The 21,773-nt window shown below is 66.9% G+C and carries 21 protein-coding genes; 18 read left to right on the top strand and 3 right to left on the bottom strand.

The genetic code is table 11. From position 1 onward, the window contains the following. Nucleotides 1-131: 131 nt before the first annotated feature. From fusA to ACWPN8_RS10650, 7 genes are all read left to right on the top strand, one after another. Entirely contained in the window at nt 132-2,273 is a 2,142-nt protein-coding gene (fusA, locus tag ACWPN8_RS10680) for an elongation factor G (RefSeq protein ID WP_492240757.1), read from the top strand. 362 nt (nt 2,274-2,635) lie between these two features. Further along, nucleotides 2,636-3,112, top strand: a complete 477-nt coding sequence (locus ACWPN8_RS10675) for a tetratricopeptide repeat protein (protein ID WP_492240756.1) — start codon at nt 2,636-2,638, stop codon at nt 3,110-3,112. Between the two features lie 282 nt (nt 3,113-3,394). Further along, on the top strand, nt 3,395-3,763 hold the full coding sequence (gene rpsM, locus ACWPN8_RS10670) for a 30S ribosomal protein S13 (RefSeq protein ID WP_012974491.1): 369 nt from the start codon (nt 3,395-3,397) through the stop codon (nt 3,761-3,763). A gap of 15 nt (nt 3,764-3,778) precedes the next feature. Beyond that, the gene (gene rpsK, locus ACWPN8_RS10665) at nt 3,779-4,177 is read left to right on the top strand and encodes a 30S ribosomal protein S11 (protein ID WP_012974490.1); all 399 of its coding nucleotides are present in this window, start codon (nt 3,779-3,781) and stop codon (nt 4,175-4,177) included. Nucleotides 4,178-4,312: 135 nt separating this feature from the next. Continuing rightward, nucleotides 4,313-5,329, top strand: a complete 1,017-nt coding sequence (locus tag ACWPN8_RS10660; protein WP_098739536.1) for a DNA-directed RNA polymerase subunit alpha — start codon at nt 4,313-4,315, stop codon at nt 5,327-5,329. 161 nt (nt 5,330-5,490) lie between these two features. Then, on the top strand, nt 5,491-5,919 hold the full coding sequence (gene rplQ, locus ACWPN8_RS10655; RefSeq protein ID WP_109049822.1) for a 50S ribosomal protein L17: 429 nt from the start codon (nt 5,491-5,493) through the stop codon (nt 5,917-5,919). Between the two features lie 151 nt (nt 5,920-6,070). Then, on the top strand, nt 6,071-6,649 hold the full coding sequence (locus ACWPN8_RS10650; protein WP_098739538.1) for a YqaA family protein: 579 nt from the start codon (nt 6,071-6,073) through the stop codon (nt 6,647-6,649). Nucleotides 6,650-6,677: 28 nt separating this feature from the next. Here the strand turns inward: ACWPN8_RS10650 and ACWPN8_RS10645 are convergent, their stop codons facing one another. Beyond that, nucleotides 6,678-6,950, bottom strand: a complete 273-nt coding sequence (locus ACWPN8_RS10645) for a hypothetical protein (protein ID WP_146208067.1) — start codon at nt 6,948-6,950, stop codon at nt 6,678-6,680. Nucleotides 6,951-7,074: 124 nt separating this feature from the next. Between ACWPN8_RS10645 and ACWPN8_RS10640 the strand changes: the two genes are divergently transcribed. Continuing rightward, a complete protein-coding gene (locus tag ACWPN8_RS10640) occupies nt 7,075-7,440 on the top strand; it encodes a hypothetical protein (protein WP_146208068.1) in 366 nt (121 codons plus the stop codon). A 10-nt stretch (nt 7,441-7,450) separates the two neighbouring features. Further along, nucleotides 7,451-8,770, top strand: coding sequence for a replication-associated recombination protein A (locus ACWPN8_RS10635; protein ID WP_492240755.1), 1,320 nt, complete (start codon nt 7,451-7,453; stop codon nt 8,768-8,770). A 73-nt stretch (nt 8,771-8,843) separates the two neighbouring features. Here the strand turns inward: ACWPN8_RS10635 and ACWPN8_RS10630 are convergent, their stop codons facing one another. Next, complete coding sequence (locus tag ACWPN8_RS10630) at nt 8,844-9,071, bottom strand: hypothetical protein (RefSeq protein WP_109449252.1); 228 nt, start codon at nt 9,069-9,071, stop codon at nt 8,844-8,846. A gap of 176 nt (nt 9,072-9,247) precedes the next feature. Continuing rightward, the gene (locus ACWPN8_RS10625) at nt 9,248-10,105 is read right to left on the bottom strand and encodes a cell envelope integrity EipB family protein (protein WP_109453023.1); all 858 of its coding nucleotides are present in this window, start codon (nt 10,103-10,105) and stop codon (nt 9,248-9,250) included. A 108-nt stretch (nt 10,106-10,213) separates the two neighbouring features. Between ACWPN8_RS10625 and ACWPN8_RS10620 the strand changes: the two genes are divergently transcribed. The 9 genes from ACWPN8_RS10620 (at nt 10,214) to ACWPN8_RS10580 (ending at nt 21,762) form a co-directional block, all read left to right on the top strand. After that, a complete protein-coding gene (locus tag ACWPN8_RS10620) occupies nt 10,214-11,242 on the top strand; it encodes a 2-hydroxyacid dehydrogenase (RefSeq protein WP_492240754.1) in 1,029 nt (342 codons plus the stop codon). Between the two features lie 297 nt (nt 11,243-11,539). Beyond that, nucleotides 11,540-12,256: a GGDEF domain-containing protein gene (locus ACWPN8_RS10615; RefSeq protein ID WP_109449254.1), complete on the top strand. Its 717-nt coding sequence runs from the start codon at nt 11,540-11,542 to the stop codon at nt 12,254-12,256. A gap of 301 nt (nt 12,257-12,557) precedes the next feature. Continuing rightward, nucleotides 12,558-12,965: a response regulator gene (locus ACWPN8_RS10610; RefSeq protein WP_098739544.1), complete on the top strand. Its 408-nt coding sequence runs from the start codon at nt 12,558-12,560 to the stop codon at nt 12,963-12,965. 41 nt (nt 12,966-13,006) lie between these two features. Continuing rightward, nucleotides 13,007-14,401, top strand: coding sequence for a PleD family two-component system response regulator (locus ACWPN8_RS10605; RefSeq protein ID WP_109449256.1), 1,395 nt, complete (start codon nt 13,007-13,009; stop codon nt 14,399-14,401). 106 nt (nt 14,402-14,507) lie between these two features. Continuing rightward, nucleotides 14,508-15,173: a phosphatase PAP2 family protein gene (locus tag ACWPN8_RS10600; protein ID WP_174472255.1), complete on the top strand. Its 666-nt coding sequence runs from the start codon at nt 14,508-14,510 to the stop codon at nt 15,171-15,173. A 204-nt stretch (nt 15,174-15,377) separates the two neighbouring features. Then, nucleotides 15,378-18,896 (top strand): DEAD/DEAH box helicase, encoded by a 3,519-nt coding sequence (locus ACWPN8_RS10595; RefSeq protein ID WP_492240753.1) that lies wholly within the window; start codon nt 15,378-15,380, stop codon nt 18,894-18,896. Between the two features lie 224 nt (nt 18,897-19,120). Continuing rightward, nucleotides 19,121-19,927: an enoyl-CoA hydratase gene (locus tag ACWPN8_RS10590; RefSeq protein ID WP_492240752.1), complete on the top strand. Its 807-nt coding sequence runs from the start codon at nt 19,121-19,123 to the stop codon at nt 19,925-19,927. Further along, nucleotides 19,924-20,445, top strand: coding sequence for a CoA-binding protein (locus ACWPN8_RS10585; RefSeq protein ID WP_492240751.1), 522 nt, complete (start codon nt 19,924-19,926; stop codon nt 20,443-20,445). The genes ACWPN8_RS10590 and ACWPN8_RS10585 overlap by 4 nt, the downstream gene beginning before the upstream one ends. A 21-nt stretch (nt 20,446-20,466) precedes the next feature. Further along, nucleotides 20,467-21,762 (top strand): O-acetylhomoserine aminocarboxypropyltransferase, encoded by a 1,296-nt coding sequence (locus ACWPN8_RS10580; RefSeq protein WP_492240750.1) that lies wholly within the window; start codon nt 20,467-20,469, stop codon nt 21,760-21,762. Nucleotides 21,763-21,773 lie beyond the last annotated feature (11 nt).

Genomic DNA, 21,773 nt, shown 5'->3' with positions numbered 1-21,773 from the left:
TTGTCGGTTTACGGAATGTTAATGACGCCTTAACAGATCGCCCGTAAAACCCCGACCAACCTCTGCCGCCGAAGCGGACGACCCCTGACGGTCGCGCTTCGGTTGTCGCGTTACTGCAATGGAACCGCAACATGCCGCGCCAAACGCCACTGTCTGACATTCGGAACATCGGCATCATCGCCCACGTCGACGCGGGCAAGACGACGACCACCGAGCGCATTCTGTACTACACCGGTCGCAAGCACACGATCATCGACGTCCACGAGACGAAGGATTTGAAGACGTCGACGACGACCGACTACATGGAGCAGGAGCAGAAGCGCGGCATCACCATCCAGTCGGCCGCGGTTTCGACCTTCTGGCGCGAGAAGAAGATCAACGTCATCGACACCCCGGGCCACGTGGATTTCACCATTGAGGTGAACCGCTCGCTCCGCGTGCTCGACGGCGCGGTGGTGGTGTTCGACGGCGTCGCCGGCGTGGAGCCGCAGTCGGAGACCAACTGGCGTCTGGCCGACAACTACAACGTGCCGCGCATCTGCTACGTCAACAAGATGGATCGTTCGGGCGCGAACTTCCAGCGTTGCGTCAGCATGATCAAGAGCCGCCTGAACGCGCGTCCGGTCTGCATCCAGGTTCCGCTCGGCTCGGAAGACAATTTCCGCGGCATGGTCGATCTGGTCGAGATGAAGGCCTATGTCTGGTTCTCGGACGACAAGGATGCCAAGTGGGAGATCTGGGAGATCACTGACGATCTCGCCCAGAAGCTCAACCTGAGCGTCAAGGAAGACCTCGACAACATCGCCAGCATCCCGGCGCTGCGCGCCGAGTTGGTCGACACTGCGCTCGAGCAGGACGACGCGGCGATGGAAGCCTATCTGGAGAGCGGTGAGGAGCCGTCGGCCGACGTGCTGCGCGCCTGCCTGCGCAAGGGCACCATCACCAGCGCCTTCACGCCGGTGCTCTGCGGCTCGTCCTACAAGAACAAGGGCGTCTGCCAGGTTCTGGACGCGGTCGTCGATCTGCTGCCGGCCCCGACCGACGTCGAGGCGATCAAGACGGTGGACGAGGACGGCAACCCGAACGGCGAGCGTCTCAGCTCCGACGACGCGCCCTTCTCGGCGCTGGCCTTCAAGGTGCTGAACGACACCTACGGCTCGATGACCTTCGTGCGCGTCTACTCGGGCGTGCTGACCAAGGGCATGTCGATCCTGAACTCGACCCGCGGCAAGCGCGAGAAGATCGGCCGCATGGTCGAGATGTACGCGAAGGACGCCAACCCGATCGAGGAAGCCCGCGCCGGCGACATCATCGCGCTCGTCTCCCTGCAGGAGACCGAGACCGGTGACACGCTGTGCGACGCCTCCGCGCCGGTCATCCTGGAGCGCATGCGCTTCCCGGACCCCGTCATCAGCGTCTCGGTCGAGCCGAAGACCAAGGGCGAGCAGGAGAAGTTCTCGATCGCGCTCGGCAAGATGGTCCGCGCCGATCCGTCGCTCCGCCTGGAGACCGACCGTGAAACCGGCCAGACCATCCTGCGCGGCATGGGCGAGCTGCACCTGGAAGTGACGCTCGACCGCATGCGCACGGAGTTCGGCGTGGAAGGCAACATGGGCAAGCCCCAGGTCGCCTACCGCGAGACGATCACCAAGCCGGTCGAATACACCTACACCCACAAGAAGCAGACCGGCGGTTCGGGCCAGTTCGCCGAGGTGAAGATCGTCTTCGCGCCGCGCGAGCGGGGCGAGGGCTTCGAGTTCCTCGACGAGACCGTCGGCGGCACGGTTCCGCGCGAATATGTGCCCTCGGTCAAGAAGGGTCTGGAGATGCAGAAGGAAGACGGCGTCCTCGCCGGCTACCCGACTGTGGACTTCAGCGCCCGCCTGGTGGACGGCAAGTACCACGACGTCAACTCGAACGCCCTGACGTTCGAAATCGCCGCCAAGGCCTGCTTCCGCGAGGCTCTGCCGAAGGCCGGCCCGATCCTGCTCGAGCCGGTCATGAAGGTCGAGATCGTCACCCCCGACGACTACCTGGGCGACGTCATCGGCGACGTGAACCGTCGTCGCGGCACCGTCCTGGGCCAGCTGGAGCGTGGGTCGAACATCGCCGTCGAGGCCAATGTCCCGCTGAACGAAATGTTCGGCTACATCGGCCAGCTGCGCGGCATGACCTCGGGCCGTGCGTCCTACACGATGGAGTTCAGCCACTACGAGCCGGTGCCGCGCAACGTCACCGACGAAATCGTGGCCGGCCGCAACAAGGCCGCCTGATCGCTTGGCTCCGACTTTTCGGGGCTGGCAATCGGGAGACATCCGGTAAAGCAGACGGCCGGCGGAGCAATCCGCCGGCCGTTCGCCGTTTCAAGGGGCGGAGGATGGAAACAGGGGCATAAGGCCTTCCGTTCCAGGCCGACCCTTCGCCTGCACCGACGGCATAAGGGACATAGGTCGGCAGCCTAACGCGCCGGGGCGGCGGCCAATGACCAATTCATTATCGTTTTGCAACCAAAAAATAGTTGGCAGTTTGTCGAATCCGTGCCCAAATTTGGAGCATGACGATTCGACGCTTCTTTTCCTTGACTGTGCTTTTGACGCTGACCCTCGGGGTACCGGCCGGGGCAGGGCAGGGGAACATGCGTCTGGACAGTCTTTTCCAGGCTTTGAACACCACCACCGACGCGACCTATGCCGAATTGGTGGAGGAGCATATCTGGGACTTCTGGCTCGATCATCCCGACCCGGTGATGGTGCGCGACATGCGTGCCGGGGTGAACAGCCTGAACGGCGACGACTATGATTCGGCCCTGCACGCCTTCGACGCCGTGGTCGCCCGCGACCCGTCCTATGCGGAAGGGTGGAACAAGCGCGCCGCCACCCACTACATGCTGGGCGACTACCGCGGCGCCATGTTGGACCTGCATCACGCGCTGTCGCTGGAGCCCCGCCATTTCGGAGCGCTGGTGGAGTTGGGGCTGGTGTATCTGGCGTTGGGCGATGAGAAGCCTGCTTTGCGCGCCTTCGACGCGGCGCTGAAGATCAATCCGCATCTGACGCGGGTTCGGGCGCAGGCCGATGCGATCCGCAATCGCCGGGCGGGAACCGATCTGTAGAACGACCGGGTCCGCCATCCGTCATTCCTGGTGCCGCTGCAAGCCCATCGCGGCTGCCGTTGATGCACGGGGCTGCGCCGCATGACGGGGTGTCCGGACGTTGCCCGCAATCGGTCTTGACAAGTTCCAGGGTTTTCCTATAGTCGCACCCTCTCGCCGCCCTGCGTGGGTGGCGGGTAACATTGTGCGTTCCCGGCCCCGGCCTTGTGTCGGGCGGGATTTGCTCGGTGTGTAGGCGGCCCGACGGGCTGCCGTTGAGATATCGAGACTGAGGAGAGTAGCGTGGCGCGTATTGCTGGCGTCAACATCCCCGCGCAGAAGCGCGTGGAGATCGGGTTGACCTACATCCATGGCATCGGCCCCTTCAAGGCCAAGGAAATCTGCGCGAAGCTGGAAATCCCGGCCGAGCGTCGCGTGAACGAGCTGACGGACGACGAAGTCCTGAAGATCCGCGAGACCATCGACGCCGACTACCGCGTCGAGGGCGATCTTCGTCGCGAAGTCGCCATGAACATCAAGCGTCTGATGGATCTGGGCTGCTACCGTGGCCTGCGTCACCGCAAGGGCCTGCCGGTCCGCGGCCAGCGCACCCACACGAACGCCCGCACCCGCAAGGGTCCGGCCAAGCCGATCGCCGGCAAGAAGAAGTAAGAGGACGAACGCAAAATGGCCAAGCCCTCCGCCGCTTCTCAGCGCCTGCGTCGTCGCGAGCGCAAGAACATCACCGCCGGCGTCGCTCATGTGAACGCCTCGTTCAACAACACGATGATCACCATCACCGACGCGCAGGGTAACACCATTGCCTGGTCGTCGTCGGGCACCATGGGCTTCAAGGGTTCGCGCAAGTCGACGCCCTACGCTGCCCAGGTCGCCGCCGAGGACGCTGGCCGCAAGGCCCAGGAACACGGCATGAAGACCCTGGAAGTCGAAGTGAAGGGTCCGGGTTCGGGGCGTGAGTCCGCGCTCCGCGCCCTGCAGTCGATCGGCTTCCAGATTACGTCGATCCGCGACGTCACGCCGATCCCGCACAACGGCGTTCGCCCGCCGAAGAAGCGTCGCGTCTGATTTAGTTCTGTTTCCGCACCCGCGGGGAACGACCGTTCCGGGACAGGGGGCCGCAGCCATCGCGGCCCCCTCAGCATGGGAACGGCTCGGGCCCCGCGGGTTCGTGTTCACCCGATGGCATCTTGAGGTCTATCCGTGCTTCAGAAGAACTGGCAGGAACTGATTAAGCCGAGCAAGCTGGACATCCAGCCCGGTGACGACGCCGACCGCTTCGCGACCGTGGTCGCCGAGCCGCTGGAGCGCGGCTTCGGTCTGACGCTCGGCAACGCGCTGCGCCGCATCCTGCTCTCCTCTCTGCAGGGTGCCGCCGTCACGTCGATCCACATCGACGGCGTGCTGCACGAGTTCTCGTCCATCCCCGGCGTCCGCGAGGACGTGACCGACATCGTCCTGAACATCAAGACGATGGGTCTGCGCATGGGCGGCGACGGCCCGAAGCGCATGCGCCTGCGTGCCGAAGGCCCGGGCGAGGTCAAGGCCGGCATGATCGAGACCGGTCCCGACATCCAGGTCATGGATCCGGAACTGATCATCTGCACGCTGGACAACGGCGCGCGGCTGAACATGGAACTGACGGTCGAGACCGGCAAGGGCTACGTCCCGGCCAGCCAGAACCGTCCGGAAGACGCGCCCATCGGCCTGATTCCGATCGACGCCCTGTTCTCGCCCGTGCGCAAGGTGTCCTACAAGGTCGACAATGCCCGCGTCGGGCAGGTCACCGACTATGACCGCCTGTCGATGACGGTGGAGACCAACGGTTCGGTCAAGCCGGACGACGCGGTGGCTCTCGCCGCCCGCATCCTGCAGGACCAGTTGCAGCTGTTCATCAACTTCGAGGAGCCGACGCACGCCGTCTCCGAGGAGAAGCACGAGGAGGTTCCGTTCAACAAGAACCTGCTCCGCAAGGTGGACGAGCTGGAACTGTCGGTCCGTTCGGCCAACTGCCTCAAGAACGACAACATCGTCTACATCGGCGATCTGGTGCAGAAGACGGAGGCGGAAATGCTCCGCACCCCGAACTTCGGCCGCAAGTCGCTGAACGAGATCAAGGAAGTGCTGTCCCAGATGGGCCTGCACCTCGGTATGGAAATCCCGAACTGGCCGCCGGAGAACATCGAAGAGCTGGCCAAGCGTCTGGAAGAGCCGTACTAAGCATCTCAGCATTTTGCCGCGCCCCGTCCGCCTCCGGGCGGGAGGGGCGCATTCCCCAGGGCCGCCACGGCCCGACCCGGCTGCCGTACCAGCATTACGACTGGGCGGCGGGGTTCACGATCGGCTCCCCGAGGGGGGCCATGCCATGAAGGAGGACCGCCATGCGTCACGGCGTTTCGGGACGTAAGTTCAGCAAGACCAGCAGCCACCGCAAGGCCATGTTCTCGAACATGGCGAACGCGGTGATCAAGCACGAGCAGATCACCACCACCCTGCCGAAGGCGAAGGACCTGCGTCCGATCGTCGACAAGCTGATCACGCTCGGCAAGAAGGGTGGCCTGGCCAACCGTCGTCTGGCTTTCGCCCAGCTGCGCGACAACGAGACGGTGACCAAGCTGTTCACCGTCCTGGCCGACCGCTACAAGGACCGTCAGGGTGGCTACAGCCGCGTCCTGAAGGCCGGCTTCCGCTACGGCGACGCCGCCGACATGGCGGTGTTCGAGCTGGTCGAGCGTGACGTTTCGGCCAAGGGTCAGAACTCCGGCCCGACGCAGGACGTCGCCGAGGCCGAAGGCGAGACCGCCGAGTAACATGACCGGCAATCGCGCCGGTCTCACGCCCTGTGCGGCATCGGGTCCCAGGGCCCCGTATCGCACAGGACGGGATCGCCGATATCGGTGATATATTAAGCCCTTCCTCCGGTTCGCCGGAGGAAGGGTTTTCTCATTTGTGGCCGGTCAAATGTTGCGTTCTCTTTACACACGCCTCCAGCGCCTGTCCGCCCGCGACGATGCCGTCTGGTGGATGTCGGCGATTTCCTTTGCCGAAAGCTCTTTCTTCCCATTGCCGCCGGACGTGATGCTGGTGCCGATGTGTCTGGAGAAGCCGAAGAGGCTGTGGTTCTACACCAACATCTGCGCCTTTGCGTCGCTGCTCGGCGGAATGCTGGGCTATGCGCTCGGCTTCTATCTGTTCGAGAGCGTCGGGCGGATGATCATCGACTTCTACAATGCGCAGGAGTCTTTCCAGCATTTCCAGGAGATGTTCTCCGAGTTCGGCCCCTGGTTCCTGATCCTGAAGGGGGTGACGCCGATCCCCTACAAGCTGCTGACGATCACCGCCGGCTTCGCCCATCTCGACCTGACGGTCTTCATCCTCTGTTCCATCGTCGCGCGCTTTTCCCGATTCTACATGATCGCCATCCTGCTGCACTTCTACGGTCCGCAGGTTCAGCACATCATCGAAAAGCGCCTGATGCTGGTGGCCACCGTCCTGCTGGTCGTGGTGGTCGGCGGCCTCCTCAGCTTCAAGTTCGTCTAACCGGGCCCTCCAGATCAGTCCAGGCCGATCAATCCGGCATGCCCTGGTCCTGGCGGTCCCGCCGGGACGGCGGCAGGGCGTCGCGGTCGGCACGGTCGCGGCGCACGATCAGCACGATGGCGACCGCCACGAACAGACCGCCCAGCAGCGGCACGATCATCTCGCCCATGCCGATGTTGGGCAGGGCCAGCACGCGCGAGGCCAGCATGACGAGGCCGAGGACGAGCAGCGCAAGCAGCAGCCGCAAGGACCGGTGGCGCGGCCGGTTGCGTGTCGGTCTGCCGTCCGATTCCGGTGTCATTTCAGTCATTCCCTTCTTGATGCCGATATCGGCATAGTGGGGACCGAATGGGGGATGGTCCAGAGGGGTGTGGCATTCCGTCATGCCAAAGGCCATTTCCACAACAAGAACAATAGGAGCCGTCGTGGCTATGTTCCGTCCGGTCCGTCTCGTTGCCCCGCTTGTGGCCGTGGCCCTGCTCGGTCTGTCGGCCTGCGCCGATCCGGCCTCGCGCCCCGCCGCCGGCCCGGCGCCCACCGTCACCGTGGTCCCGGGACCGTCCACCCCGCGTGCCGGCGCCGACGACCAGTCGCTGCGGATCGACGGGGGCACCGGTGCCGGTGCGTCCTGCCAAGCCCAGTGCGAGCGCAGCCACAATTCCTGCATGGATTCGGTCGCGGCCCGCAACCAGGGTGGCATCGACCGCACCGACTCGACTCCCTTCAGCCCGACCGACAATTGCAGCTATCAGTTGAGGCAGTGCTACCAGCGCTGCACCTCGGTGCGCTGAGGCGGCGGTCATGGCAAAACGCGGCGAGTCGGGCGGGGATGCCGGGCTGTTCTCGGCGGCGGCTCCCCGTCCGCTCGCCGACCGGCTGCGCCCGCGCACGCTGGACGAGGTCGTCGGGCAGGACCATCTGCTGAAGCCCGAGGGACCGCTGGGCCGCATGGTCGCGGCGCGGCGGCTGGCCTCCATGATCCTGTGGGGGCCGCCCGGCTGCGGCAAGACCACCATCGCCCGCCTGCTAGCCCACAGCACCGACCTGCATTTCGAGCCGCTGTCGGCGGTGTTCTCCGGCGTCGCCGATCTGCGCAAGGTCTTCGACGCCGCGCGGGCCCGCCGGGTGGCGGGGCAAGGGACGCTGCTGTTCATCGACGAGATCCATCGCTTCAACCGGTCGCAGCAGGATGGCTTCCTGCCCTTCGTCGAGGACGGCACCGTCACGCTGGTCGGCGCCACCACCGAGAACCCGTCCTTCGAGCTGAACGCCGCCTTGCTGTCGCGGGCACAGGTGTTTGTGCTCAACCGGCTGGACGACACCGCGCTGGAGAAGCTGCTGGCGCGGGCCGAGGTCGAGATGGGCCGGCCGCTGCCGCTGGACGCCGACGCGCGGGCCGCGGTGAAGGCGATGGCCGATGGCGACGGCCGTTTCTGCTTGAACCTGTGCGAGGAACTGTTCGCGTTGCCGGGCGAGACAATGCTCGACACCAACGCGCTCGCCGCCACCATCCAGCGCCGCGCCCCGCTCTACGACAAGTCGCAGGAAGGGCACTACAACCTCATCAGCGCCCTGCACAAGTCGCTGCGCGGATCCGACACCGACGCTGCGCTTTACTGGTACAGCCGCATGCTGGACGGTGGGGAGGACCCGCGCTACATCGCGCGGCGTCTGACCCGCTTCGCGGTGGAGGATATCGGGCTGGCCGACCCCAACGCCCTGACCCAGGCGGTTGCCGCGTGGGAGGCCTATGAACGGCTGGGCAGCCCAGAGGGCGAACTGGCCCTGGCACAGCTGGTCATCTATCTGGGGACGGCGCCGAAGTCGAACGCCGGCTATACCGCCTACAAGGCGTCGGTGCGGGCGGCGAAGGAGACCGGCTCGCTGATGCCGCCCAAGCATATCCTGAACGCGCCGACCAAGCTGATGAAGACCATCGGCTACGGCAAGGGGTACGAGTACGACCACGACACGGCGGAAGGCTTTTCCGGCCAGAATTATTTTCCCGACGGGATGGCGCGGCGCGAGTTCTACCAGCCGGTGGAGCGCGGTTTCGAGCGCGATCTGCGCAAGCGGCTGGACTATTGGGCCAAGCTGCGCGACCGGCGGGGAGAGGAATAGGCAAAGCGATTTCGCCCCGTCCTACGCCGACGCGCGGGACAGGGCGAATGACTTGCCCGAAAACAAGTGGTTCTTACGCCGCCATCCCATCGGCCGGGGCCGAGGCGATCAGGCGGTAATGGCTGGTGTCGGCGAGGACCGAACAGCTCAGGGTCTTCGAGACGCCCTCGTCCTCGGTGCTGACGACGCGGGCGTGGGGGATGCCCAGCAGGTTGACCGTTGCCGTCACCCGCCAACCGCGGCCGGCGGCGCTGCCGACCGGTTGGAAAACCTGCCCGATCTGGACATGCTTCTTGCTCATGACGGAAAACCCTCGGACGGCCGGTCGCCCATGGAGGCGCCGGCCTGTTGCGCAAAATTCAACCGACAGTTAAACGCAGCAACAAGTCGCGATCAACAGGGAAACCGTCGAATATCCCATAGGCCGGTAAATGCTGGGTGAAATGTCACGGCCGGCCCCCTCGGCCGACCGGCTTCTCAGCACCCCGATTTCGGCAGAGCCTCGATCTTTTCCAGCACGGCGTTGACGGTGAAATCGCCATAGTCGATCTGCATGGACTCGGCGATGCCGTTTTCCAGCAGATGCAGGCTCATCTCATATTCCGGCTGGGCCGAATCGCTCTGCACCGGGAAAAAGGCCATACGGACCGGCCAGGCCTTGCCCACCTTCAGCAACGGATCCTTGGCCGAATCCTTCGGCGCACCGGGCTTGCCGACGACGGTCGACACCTCGGTCGGGCCCTCCGCGTCGGAGCCGTCGAAGATTGTGCGGGTGAAGAAGGGCTCCTTGCGTTCGGCATGATCCAGGATCGCCAGCGTGTGGGCGGTCGGGAACATGGTTCCGGCCGGCAACTCCATCTCCTGCGGATCGGGCTTGGTGAACTGGGCGCTGCCGCCGCCGCCTTCGCCCAGGTTCGCCTCGCCGCGCACCTCCTCGTCGACCTCGCCGTTCACCAGCTTGCGGACGTTGAAGCGGTAGCGCAGGCCGTTCTTCGCCTCCCACGTCGTGTAGTTGGTGTTCATCGCCATGTCCTCGCCCTCGCTGTAGACGAAGCGCAGCTGAAAGCGCTGCTCCGTCGTCCAGCCGTCGCAGGCGTCGGCCCATTCGAACATCATGCGGCCGCGGACGTCGCTGACCTTCGAGCCGTTGCGTGCCGACCCCAGCGACATGGCGTAGATCGCCCGGTGGGGCTGGATCTTGGCCGCCACCGCCGCCAGCGAGGTCGCGGCCGGCTGAGCCAGGGCAGGGGAGGCCGCGAGAAGCGCACCGGCGGAAACGGCGGCTGCGAAGACCGCACCAACGGTTGCCGGGAGGGCAGAGAGACGGTCGAGCAAGACGGGATCCACAGGTGATTGACGGCTCTTGGTGGAGTATGGGTGTTTTTGCCGCGGTCCGAAAGGCCCGCCACCCGAATGTCCTATCAATGGAAGGGAACCGCCGGAATGACAAGCCCTGCCGAGGTGCAGCCCGTGACGCAGTCGGACAGTCCCGTCTCCCGCTCCGCTGGGCGCCCCGTGCTGCTGCTGACCCGCCGCCTTCCCGACGCGGTGGAGGCGCGGGCGTCGCGCGACTACCGGGCGGTGCTCAATCCGGAGGACCGCGCCTTCAGCGGCGAGGAGATCGCCGCCCGCGCCGCGGAGGCCGGGGCCGATGCCGTGCTCTGCTGTGCCGGCGACCGGCTGGATGCCGCCGCCATCGCCGCCCTGCCGCAGAGCGTTCGGGTGCTGGCGACCTTCTCGGTCGGGACCGACCACATCGACCTGGAGGCGGCGCGCGCCCGCGGCCTGACCGTCACCAACACGCCGGACGTGCTGACCGACGCCACCGCCGACATCGCCCTGCTTTTGCTGCTGGGGGCGGCGCGGCGCGCCTCGGAGGGCGAGCGGATGATCCGCGCCAATGCCTGGACCGGCTGGACACCGACCCAGCTGATGGGCACCCATGTCGGGGCCAAGCGGCTTGGCATCGTCGGCATGGGCCGCATCGGACAGGCGGTGGCGGCCCGCGCCCGCGCCTTCGGCATGGCCATCCATTACAGCAACCGCCGCCGCTTGGCCCCGGAGCTGGAACTGGGCGCCATCTATCATGCCGATTCCGAGGCGATGCTGCCGGTGTGCGATGTCCTGTCGCTTCATTTCCCGGCCACGGCGGAAACCCGACATTGGCTGAACGCCGACCGGATCGAGCGGCTGCCGCCCGGCGCCATCCTGATCAACACCGCGCGCGGCAGCGTGGTGGATGACGGCGCGGTGATCGACGCGCTGAAGCGTGGGCGCCTCGCGGCGGCCGGGCTCGACGTGTTCGAGAACGAGCCGAACCTGCATCCCGGCTACCGCGACCTGGCGAACGCCTTCCTACTGCCGCATCTGGGCAGCGCCACGGTGGAGACGCGGAACGCCATGGGGTTCAAGGCGCTGGACAATGTCGACGCGGTGACGGCCGGCCGGCCGGCGCCGGACCGGGTGGTGTGAAGGGAGGGTGGAGCCTTTTGCCGGTCGCCCTCCGCTGCCTGCCCTCCACTGGCTGCGATATCCTGCCAGCGATCCTTTGCCCGGCACTCCCGGCAGGGATTTCCTCCCCCGAACGATTGGAGTGGGCAGAAGATTCCGGTCTGGTGGGAAAGAGGCTCCACCCCTGCCGAATGATCCACCGGCGCAATCCGCCGGAAATGCATAAAATGCTTGGTATCTCCGGGGTGCGACGGGTTGGCACGGGGGTTGCTTGGAGAAAGGCGAAGTGTTCCGACCTTCATCTGAGGAGCCGACCCCATGAACGCCATCGTCGCCGCCCTGGACCTGAAGCATCATGCCGCCGACCGTTTCGACGTGCCGGCAGGCTGGTCACCGGTCGCGCTGGCCTCGCGCGTCGGGCTTCTGCGGGGGACAGAGCGCCAGACGCTGGACGAGACGATCGCGTTGCTCGCCGAGGCAAAGGAGACGATCGTCGAGTTGCAGGAGCGCATCGCCTACCTGGAAAGCCTGACGATGACGGACGAGCTGACCGGCCTCTTGAACCGGCGTGGCTTCTACAGCCACTTCCGGCGCGAACTGGCCTCGGCCCGGCGCACCGGCACCGCCGGCGGGCTGCTGGTCATGATCGACCTGGATGGCTTCAAGGCCATCAACGACACCCATGGCCATGTCGCCGGCGACGCCTATCTGCGGCAGGTGGCCCGCATGATCGTCGGCAATGTCCGGCAGGAGGATGTCGTCGCCCGGCTGGGTGGCGACGAGTTCGCCGTGCTGCTGACCAACACCGACACCGCCAACGGCCTCGCCCGCGCCCGCCAGCTGGCCGCCATCGCCGATGCCACCCATGTGGAGTGGGGTGGCCAGAGCCTGCCGGTCCGCTTCTCCGTCGGCACCCAGCCCTATGGCGCCGAGGACAGCGAGGACGAAGTGATGCGCCGCGCCGACGCCATGATGTATGGCGCCAAGGGAGCCCGCCGCCGCGACGCCAAGCGCAAGGCGAAGCGGGCGGCCTGAGAAGGCCGGCGCTGCCCGTCATTGCCGTTCCGGACAATCGAGACCGCCCGCGTCCGCCGCGGGCGGTTTTCCGTTTCCCGACAGGGTGATCGCAGTCCGATAAGGGATGCCGGCGAGCGGTTCGGTAACGACTATTTAACCGTCGCGACCTAATCAGAAAGGGGGTATACCGGATCTGCGGTCCCGCAACCGCGACTTCGGCCCGCCGGCCGGGGGGAGCGCGTCCGCGGTGCGCACGGTGCGGCATCGGACCGCGTGAACGGGACAGCGTGAACGCGGGGGTCACACCCAGGGAGGATGCATGCCAGCGGAGCCGTGCGGACCATTGGAGACCGGTGGTAAGCCGACCAAGACCGTCCTCATCGTCGAGGACAACGAGCTGAACATGAAGCTCTTTCATGACCTGCTCGAGGCCCACGGCTATGGCACGCTGCAGACCCGCGAAGGCATGGAGGCGATGCGTCTGGCCCGCCTGCATCGTCCCGACCTGATCCTGATGGACATCCAGCTTCCCGAAGTGTCGGGGCTGGAGGTCACCCGCTGGATCAAGGACGATCCGGAGTTGAAGAGCATTCCGGTCGTCGCCGTCACAGCCTTCGCCATGAAGGGCGACGAAGAGAAAATCCGTCAGGGCGGCTGCGAGGATTATGTGGCGAAGCCCATCTCGGTCGTGAAATTTCTTGAAACGGTCAAGAAGTTTCTCGGGTAAGTCGCTTTCATCTGTACCAATTCTGCAGGATTTCCCTTCCGATGTCCGCGCGTGTCCTTGTTGTCGATGACGTTTTGCCCAACGTGAAGCTGCTCGCGGCAAAGCTGACGCGCGAATACTTCAATGTGCTGACCGCCTTCAACGGACCCGACGCGCTGGAGATGGTGCGGACGGAATCGCCCGACATCGTCCTGCTGGACGTCATGATGCCAGGCATGGACGGGTTCGAGGTCTGCGAGAAGATCCGTTCCGACCCCGCCACCATGCACATCCCGGTGGTGATGGTCACGGCGCTGTCCGACATAGCCGACCGCGTCCGCGGGCTTGAGGCGGGAGCCGACGATTTCCTGACCAAGCCGGTGAACGACATCGCGCTGTTCGCGCGCGTCCGCTCGCTGGTGCGGCTGAAGATGATGATGGACGAGTGGCGCCTGCGCGAAACCACGTCGGGCCAGTTCGGGGTCATCGAGCGCAGCGGCACCATGCTGAGCGAGTCCTTCGAGCGCGCAAGCGTGCTGGTGCTGGAGGATTCCGCGCTCGACCTCGAAAAGATCACGGACACGCTGGAGCGCGACCACAACACGGTGACCTCCGCCGACACCTGCGCCAAGGCGTTGGAACGGGCGCTGGGCAGCCCGCTCGATCTGGTGGTGGTCAGCCTGACCCTGCTGAACGAGGACGGGCTGCGGCTCTGTTCGCAGCTGCGCTCGCACGAACGCACCCGGCAGGTGCCGATCCTGCTGATGGTCGACGACGGCGACCTTGGGCAGGTGGCGAAGGGGCTGGAACTCGGCGCCAACGATTACGTCATCAAGCCGGTCGACCGGAACGAACTGCTGGCCCGCGCCCGCACCCAGATCCGGCGCAAGCGCTATCAGGAACGGCTGCGCTCCAATTACGAGCAGAGCCTGTCGATGGCGCTGACCGACAGCCTGACCGGCGTCTTCAACCGCCGCTACGTCAACGCCCATCTGCCCCGGCTGCTGGAGCGCGCCATCGACAGCCACAAGCCGGTGTCGGTGCTGATGTTCGACATCGACCATTTCAAGGTGGTCAACGACACCTACGGCCACGCCATCGGCGACGAGGTGCTCCGCGAGGTTTCCGCACGCGCCAGCCGCAACCTGCGCACCTTCGACCTCGTCGCCCGGCTGGGCGGCGAGGAATTCATCGTCATCCTGCCGGACACCGACGGCGAAGCGGCGCTGATCGTCGCCGAGCGCCTGCGCTCGCGCATCGCCGACTTCCCCTTCGCCGTCTCGGCCGACCGCGGCGAAATCAACGTGACGGTGTCGATCGGCATCTCCATCGGCGGCCGGCTGGGCGATACCGCCGAGGGTCTGGTCCGCCGGGCCGACGAGGCGCTGTACGAGGCCAAGCGCTCTGGCCGCAACTGCGTGATCGCCGACGCCCGCGCCGACCAGCTGGAAGGTTGAGGGGCGGACCCAGGCGTCCGCACCCCTTTTTCGTCCCCTTGCTGTCCCTGCTGCGCCGCACCATGTGGCAAAGCCGTTCCTTTCCACCGGCATCATTGGGGATCCGATGCTCGCCACCGCCAGCGGCGCCATCACCCATCTGGGCAGCAGCAGCCTCCTCGTTCCACTGTCCGCCCTCTATGCGACCGCGCTGTGGCGGCACCACTCGGCGCCGCTGGCGCTGCGCTGGCTGCTGGCCCTGGCGCTCTGCCTTGGCGCGATGGTCGTGCTGAAGCTGATCGGGCATGGCTGCGGCCTGCCGGACTTTCCGCTGTTCCCCTCGCTGTTCGCCGGTGACCGCTTCATCAGCCCCAGCGGCCATGCTGCCTTTTCCGCCGTCTTCTACGGGTCGGTGTCGGCACTGGCCGCGCGCAATGCTGAATCGCGCTGGCTGCGCATCGGTCTGCCGCTGGCGGCGGTGGCGCTGGTGCTGGCCATCGGGGCCTCGCGCGTCGCCGTCTCTGCCCATTCCGGGGCGGAGGTGGTGGCCGGGCTGACCATCGGCGGGCTGTCGGCCCTGCTGTTCCTGTGGAGCAGCCGCAAGGACGGCGCCCCGCGGCTGCGTCCCTCTCCCTGGCTGGCGGGTGCGATGGTGCTCGGGCTCGCCCTGCTGGTCCATGCCGGCGACCCGTCCTTCGTCGAAGGGACCATCCGCTGGGCCGCCCATCAGCTCGGCAGCGGGGCCGGCCTGTGCGAGCTGGCCGGCCGCGTGTTTCCCGGCAGCCGCGGATAACTCACCAACCGGGGTGAAGCCGGCGGCGTCCTGTGTTATGACGGACGGCCGCGCACGGTCCCGGCAACACGGCGCCGTTCACGTCACTGCTCAAGCCAAAGGCTTGCGCTGCGCTGCGTAAGATCCTATACCGACGCCCCGTTTCCGTTCCGTTCCGTTTTCGCGCCCAACCCATCCAAACTGCCCTGGTCACCCCCGCACCGCATGTCGCTCTTCGATGCCTTGCCGCGTGGCCCTTCGTCGGGTGGCGCCGCCGTCCCCTTCGGTCAGGATGACCTGACGCGCGTCTTCGATGCCAAGACGCTGCAGCGCGGCCGCACGCTGATGATGACGGGTGCGGTGGCGCTGGGTGCGCCCGGCAGCGACCGGATCGAGGCGGAGGTCAGCGACCTCGGCCGCCGGCTGTCGGTGACGGTGACCCCGGTTCAGGGCAAGCGCGGCGTGGTGCTCGACCGCACCTGTTCCTGTGGCCGCAACGCCTGCGCCCATATGGCGGCGGCGGCGATGCTGGCGCTGGAAAGCCGTCCGGAATGGCGCCGCGCCTCCCTGTTCGACGTGGCCGACGTGAAGGCGCCGCTCGCCCCGCCGCCGCCACCTCCGGTTCCGCTCGCGTCCCCGCCGGCCGCTGCGGCCACCGTACAGCCATCGGCGCCGTCTCCCGCATCGCCTCCTGTGCCGCCGGCTGCTCCCAAGCCCCCGCTCACCCTGGTCCGTCCGCCGGTTCCGCCGCCGGTCCGCAGCGTGACGCCACCCCCACCGCCACCTCCGGCCCCGAAGCCGGAGCCGGTGCGCAGCCTGCGCTGGACGCTGGAGCCGGGGCAGGGCGATGTGGCCTGCTACATCCTGGCGGAGTTCGTGGCGGAGGGGGAGGCCGACGGCAGCCCCGCCACCCCGCGCGACGTGCTGGCCAAGGCGCCGCGCTCGCTGGACGGCGATGCCGACCGCGCCATCGCCCGGCTACTCGGCGGCGGCGGTACGGAGCGCACCCCCGTCGCCAAGAGCCGGGGCGAGGCGGTGGACCGCCTGCTGCGCCGTCTGCTCTCCACCGGCCGCCTGCGCTGGCGCGACGGCACCCCGCTGGCCGAGGCGCCGGGCCGCACCGTCCGCACCTTCCGCGACCCGGCCACGCGCAAGCTGCGCCCGACCGGTCTGCCTGAGCGCAGCGTGCTGGTGAAGGGCCAGTCCTACTGGTGCGTCGACAGCGCCACCGGCACCGTCTTCCCGGTCGATCTCCAGGTGGTGGAGGTGCCGAAGGCCAAGCCGGTACCGCCCGCCCCGCCGCCGCCGCCGGTGCCGTCGAAGGCCACCCCGTCGCGCCTGTTCGGTCCGTCGCGCGGTGGTGTCGCGTCGATGCCGCGCATCGCTCCGCCACCTCCGTCCATTTCCACGCCCAGCTTCCGCGACAGCGGCATTCCCGGCGTGCGCAGCGGAGCGGCGGATGCCGCGGCCATCGTCGAGCGCTCCCCCCGCATCATCGCCCGCCTTGGCCGCGTGGTGACGCCGGCCGATGGGCTGGTCGACGTGCTGCGCCTGTCCTTCGACTATGGCGAGCCCGGCAATGCGGTGGAGATCGAGCCCGACGACCAGCGCCAGTTCGCCCGCTACGAGGATGAGTTCAACGAGGTCACCTTCGTCCGCCGCGACAAGGCCGACGAGCAGGCGGCGCTGGACCGGCTGTCCGGCCTCGGATTCGCCCAGGCGCGCATCGAGCCGCCGAAAGGCGCCTTGAACGCCCGCGGCTCCCGCGTCCACTGGCTGACCGGCCGGGACGTCGAGGAGCGCTGGCAGCATTTCCTGACCAACGAGGTCCCCGCCCTGACCAAGGCCGGCTGGATCATGGAGGTCGGCGCCGATTTCGGCACCAAGGTGATCGAACCGGGCGCCGAGGTCGAGGTCGCCGTGCGCGATGCCGGCGATGGCTGGTTCGACCTGGATGTCGGTGTCGAGATCGACGGCGAGCGCCAGCCGCTGCTGCCGATCCTGGCCCGGCTGGTGGAGAAGGGCGGCCTGTCGACCACCCGCATCATCGACGGCCGCGCCCACATCGTTCTCGACGATGGCAACGTGCTGGCCCTGCCGGCGGAGCGGATCGAGCGGCTGCTCAGCGTGCTGGAAGCGATGCTGGACAGCGGGCGCAGCAGCGGCGACCGGCTGAAGGTGCCGCTGGCCGAGGCCGATTCGCTGCTGGACATCGACGACCTGATCGCCCGGCGCGGCGACGAGACGGCGCAGATCGACGGCTATCTCCAGCGCCTGCGCGCCGACGAGATGCCGGGCGACATGACCCCGCCGCCGGGCTTCAAGGGCGAGCTGCGCGACTACCAGCGCGGCGGCCTTGCCTGGATGCAGAGCCTGCGCGCCAACAACGTCGCCGGCATCCTGGCCGACGACATGGGTCTCGGCAAGACCGCCCAGACACTGGCCCACATCGCCATGGAAGAGCATGAGGGCCGGCTGACCGAGCCCTGCCTGGTGGTGGTGCCGACCAGCCTCGTGCCGAACTGGGTGGCGGAATCGGAGCGCTTCACCCCGCATCTGCGCGTCGTCGTGCTGCATGGCATCGACCGTCACGGCAAGCTGTCGGAAATCGACCGCGCCCACATTGTGGTGACCACCTATGGCGTGGTGGCGCGCGACGTCGATCTGCTGAAGCGGCTGACTTGGCACATGATCGTGCTGGACGAGGCGCAGGCGATCAAGAACCCCGACGGCAAGGCGACCCGCGCCGTGGCGGCGCTGCCGGCGCGGCATCGGCTCTGCCTGTCCGGCACGCCGGTGGAGAACAATCTGGGCGAGCTGTGGAGCCAGTTCGCCTTCCTGATGCCGGGCCTGCTGGGCGACCGCAAGGAGTTCGGCAAGCGCTACCGCGTGCCCATCGAGAAGCGCGGCGACAACACCCGCGCCAACCTGCTGATGCGCCGCATCCGCCCATTCCTGCTCCGCCGCACCAAGGAGGCGGTGGCGAAGGAGCTGCCGCCGAAGACCGAGGTGGTGGTGCGCATCGACCTGGAACGCGACCAGCGCGACCTCTACGAGACCATCCGCTTGTCGGTGAACGAGACGGTGCGTGCGGCGCTGGCCGCCAGCGGCAAGGGGCTGGGGCAGAACGCCATCGCGGTGATCGACGCGCTTTTGAAGCTGCGTCAAGTCTGCTGCGACCCGCGCCTGCTGAAATCCATCGCGGCGCTGGGCGGCAAGGCACGGCCGAGCGCCAAGCTGCACGCCCTGACCGAGATGGTGAAGGAGATGGTGCCGGAAGGCCGGCGCATCCTGATCTTCTCGCAGTTCACCACCATGCTCGACCTGATCAAGCTGGAGCTGGAGAAGGCCGCCATTCCCTATGTCGAGCTGACCGGCCGCACGCTGGACCGCGCCGAACCGGTGAACCGCTTCCAGAACCGGGAGGTCCCGGTCTTCCTGATCAGCCTCAAGGCCGGTGGCCGCGGCCTGAACCTGACCGCCGCCGACACGGTGATCCACTACGATCCCTGGTGGAACCCAGCCGCCGAGGATCAGGCGACCGACCGCGCCTATCGCATCGGCCAGGACAAGCCGGTCTTCGTCTACAAGCTGATCGCCGCCAACACGGTAGAGGAGCGCATTCTCGACCTCCAGCGCCGCAAGGGCAGCCTGTCCGACGCCACCATCGAGGGCAAGGGACTGGTCAGCGCACTGGATGGCGGCGACATCGACTATCTGCTCGGTGACGGCGACGAGGAGTAGTGGGTATTCGCTTTCCCGCCGGTATGTGTTGCTTCCGAAAACCTACTTCATAAGAAGACTTCAAAAGTTTTCTACAGAGATCCTTGTTGAAATCCTCTGCAGCATGTCGTCTCATCCTCCCTGCCTTGCAGGTTCCCCGTGTTGCCTGCAGGCTTGGCGCGTTAAGCTGCCCGCGGTGCGCAACCGAAATCCGGAAGCCGAAGACGCACGGGAGGACAACAACCATGAGCGCCGCAGTCACCACCCACGATCCCCATGCTCCGCTGGTCCTGCGCGAGGACCGCGACGGGGTCGCCACGCTGACGCTGAACCGGCCGAAGGCGCGCAATGCGCTGTCGGTCGGGCTGATGGCGGCGTTGCAGGATGCGCTAGACGCCATCGACGAGGATCGCTCCGTACGCGCCGTGGTGCTGGCCGGGGCCGGCGGGGCCTTCTGCGCCGGGCACGACCTGAAGGAGATGCGCGCCGCCCCGTCGCGTGACCTGTACGAGGCGCTGTTCACCCAGTGCTCGCGCCTGATGCTGACGATCAACCGCATCCGCCAGCCGGTGATCGCCAAGGTGCGCGGCGTGGCGACCGCCGCCGGCTGCCAGTTGGTGGCGACCTGCGATCTGGCCTATTGCGAGGAGGGCGCGCGCTTCGCGACTCCGGGCGTCAACATTGGGCTGTTCTGCTCGACGCCGATGGTGGCGCTGACCCGCGCTGTCGGGCGCAAGGCGGCGATGGAGATGCTGCTGCTGGGCGACCTGATTGATGCCGAGGAAGCGGAGCGCATCGGCCTCGTCAACCGCGCGGTGCCGGCCGACCAGCTGGACGAGGTGGTGGCCGGCGTCGCCGCCAAGATCGCGTCGAAGTCGCCCCTGACTCTCGCCACCGGCAAGGAGGCCTTCTATCGCCAGATCGATCTGGACGCGGGAAGCGCCTATGCCTACGCCGCCAAGGTGATGACCGAGAACATGATGGCGCAGGATGCCGCCGAGGGCATCGACGCCTTCCTCGGCAAGCGCACGCCGGTCTGGTGCGGGCAATGAGCGAATCCAGGATTACCGAGCCGGCCGACTACACCGACGCCTTCCTGCGCGGCGTCCTGGAAAGCGCGAAGAGCATCGCGGTGGTCGGCGCCAGTGCCGATCCGGTGAAGGCCAGCTTCTTCGTGATGAAGTACCTGCGCGACAAGGGCTACACCGTCATCCCGGTCAATCCGAAGATGGCGGGACAGACCATCCTCGGCTTGGCCGTCCATGCAAGCCTCAAGGATCTGCCGGAGCCGCCGGACATGGTGGACATCTTCCGCAACTCCGTTGCCGCCGGCGGGGTGACGGACGAGGCGATTGCCGCCGGGGCCAAGGTGGTGTGGATGCAGCTTGGCGTGCGCAACGACGAGGCGGCGGCACGGGCCCAGGCCGCCGGCCTGACCGTGGTGATGGACCGTTGCCCCAAGATGGAAATCCAGCGCCTCTATGGCGAGATCGGCCGGATCGGGGTCAATTCCAACGTGCTGGTGACGCGCCGCAGGGCGCCGACGAAATCGTTCAAAAAACTGATCTGAAAAAATGGGGGAATCACACAGATGACTGAGCAGAAGAGCTTCGGCTTCGAGACCCGCGCCATCCATGCCGGCGCCGCTCCCGACCCGGCGACCGGTGCCCGCCAGACGCCGATCTACCAGACCACCAGCTTCGTCTTCGAGAATGTCGACGATGCCGCCTCGCTGTTCAACCTGCAGAAGGTCGGCTTCATCTATTCCCGCCTGACCAACCCGACGGTGGCGGTGCTGGAAGAGCGTCTCGCCAATCTGGAAGGCGGCGCCGGCGCCACCGCGACCTCGTCGGGCCATGCCGCGCAGTTGCTGGCCCTGTTCCCGCTGATGGCGCCGGGCGACCACATCGTCGCCTCGAAGAAGCTCTATGGCGGCTCGCTGAACCAGCTCGGCATCAGCTTCCCGCGCGCCTTCGGCTGGCAGCCCAGCTTCGTCGACACCGATACGGTGGACAACGTCAAGGCGGCGCTGACCGAGAAGACCAAGGCGATCTTCGTCGAAAGCCTTGCCAACCCCGGCGGCGTGGTGACCGATATCGAGGCCATCGCCAGGATCGCCGACGAGGCCGGCATCCCGCTGATCGTCGACAACACGCTGGCGACTCCTTACCTGATCAACCCGATCCAGTGGGGCGCCACGCTGGTGGTGCATTCGACCACCAAGTTCCTGTCCGGCAACGGCACCTCGGTCGGCGGCGTGGTGGTGGACAGCGGCAAGTTCGACTGGAGCAAGTCCGGCAAGTTCCCGGCGCTGAGCGAGCCCGACCCCGGCTATCACGGCCTGCGCTTCCACGAGACCTTCGGCCATCTCGCCTTCACCATCCACGGCCATGCCGTTGGCCTGCGCGACCTCGGGCCGAGCCAGGCGCCGATGAACGCCTTCCTGACGCTGAACGGCATCGAGACGCTGCCGCTGCGCATGCAGCGCCATGCCGACAGCGCGCTGAAGGTGGCGCAGTTCCTGGAAAGCCATCCGGCGGTCGGCTGGGTCAGCTATGCCGGGCTGGAGTCGTCGAAGTACCGTGCGCTTGCGCAGAAGTACCTGCCGCGCGGCGCCGGTGCGGTGCTGACCTTCGGCGTCAAGGGAGGCTTCGAGGCCGGTGTGAAGGTGGTGGAGAGCGTCGAGCTGTTCAGCCACCTCGCCAACATCGGCGATGCCCGCTCGCTGATCATCCACCCGTCCTCGACCACCCACCGCCAGCTGTCGGCGGAGGCCCAGGCCTCGGCCGGCGCCGGTCCTGACGTGATCCGCCTGTCCATCGGGCTGGAGACGCCGGAGGACATCATCGCCGACCTCGATCGGGCGCTGAACAAGACGCTGGCGTAACCGGTCAAGTC

The organism is Azospirillum sp. UENF 112521, from assembly GCF_058780665.1.
The sequence above is the reverse complement of the archived record's forward strand: the minus strand, read 5'-3'. Positions and strand labels throughout refer to the sequence as shown.

What these genes read in the sequence shown, in the direction of transcription:
- fusA (WP_492240757.1), top strand. Translation starts at nt 132, where the DNA reads ATGCCGCGCCAAACGCCACTGTCTGACATTCGGAACATCGGCATCATC.
- ACWPN8_RS10675 (WP_492240756.1), top strand. Translation starts at nt 2,636, where the DNA reads ATGCGTCTGGACAGTCTTTTCCAGGCTTTGAACACCACCACCGACGCG.
- rpsK (WP_012974490.1), top strand. Translation starts at nt 3,779, where the DNA reads ATGGCCAAGCCCTCCGCCGCTTCTCAGCGCCTGCGTCGTCGCGAGCGC.
- rplQ (WP_109049822.1), top strand. Translation starts at nt 5,491, where the DNA reads ATGCGTCACGGCGTTTCGGGACGTAAGTTCAGCAAGACCAGCAGCCAC.
- ACWPN8_RS10650 (WP_098739538.1), top strand. Translation starts at nt 6,071, where the DNA reads ATGTTGCGTTCTCTTTACACACGCCTCCAGCGCCTGTCCGCCCGCGAC.
- ACWPN8_RS10645 (WP_146208067.1), bottom strand. Translation starts at nt 6,950, where the DNA reads ATGACACCGGAATCGGACGGCAGACCGACACGCAACCGGCCGCGCCAC.
- ACWPN8_RS10635 (WP_492240755.1), top strand. Translation starts at nt 7,451, where the DNA reads ATGGCAAAACGCGGCGAGTCGGGCGGGGATGCCGGGCTGTTCTCGGCG.
- ACWPN8_RS10630 (WP_109449252.1), bottom strand. Translation starts at nt 9,071, where the DNA reads ATGAGCAAGAAGCATGTCCAGATCGGGCAGGTTTTCCAACCGGTCGGC.
- ACWPN8_RS10620 (WP_492240754.1), top strand. Translation starts at nt 10,214, where the DNA reads ATGACAAGCCCTGCCGAGGTGCAGCCCGTGACGCAGTCGGACAGTCCC.
- ACWPN8_RS10615 (WP_109449254.1), top strand. Translation starts at nt 11,540, where the DNA reads ATGAACGCCATCGTCGCCGCCCTGGACCTGAAGCATCATGCCGCCGAC.
- ACWPN8_RS10610 (WP_098739544.1), top strand. Translation starts at nt 12,558, where the DNA reads ATGCCAGCGGAGCCGTGCGGACCATTGGAGACCGGTGGTAAGCCGACC.
- ACWPN8_RS10605 (WP_109449256.1), top strand. Translation starts at nt 13,007, where the DNA reads ATGTCCGCGCGTGTCCTTGTTGTCGATGACGTTTTGCCCAACGTGAAG.
- ACWPN8_RS10600 (WP_174472255.1), top strand. Translation starts at nt 14,508, where the DNA reads ATGCTCGCCACCGCCAGCGGCGCCATCACCCATCTGGGCAGCAGCAGC.
- ACWPN8_RS10595 (WP_492240753.1), top strand. Translation starts at nt 15,378, where the DNA reads ATGTCGCTCTTCGATGCCTTGCCGCGTGGCCCTTCGTCGGGTGGCGCC.
- ACWPN8_RS10590 (WP_492240752.1), top strand. Translation starts at nt 19,121, where the DNA reads ATGAGCGCCGCAGTCACCACCCACGATCCCCATGCTCCGCTGGTCCTG.
- ACWPN8_RS10585 (WP_492240751.1), top strand. Translation starts at nt 19,924, where the DNA reads ATGAGCGAATCCAGGATTACCGAGCCGGCCGACTACACCGACGCCTTC.
- ACWPN8_RS10580 (WP_492240750.1), top strand. Translation starts at nt 20,467, where the DNA reads ATGACTGAGCAGAAGAGCTTCGGCTTCGAGACCCGCGCCATCCATGCC.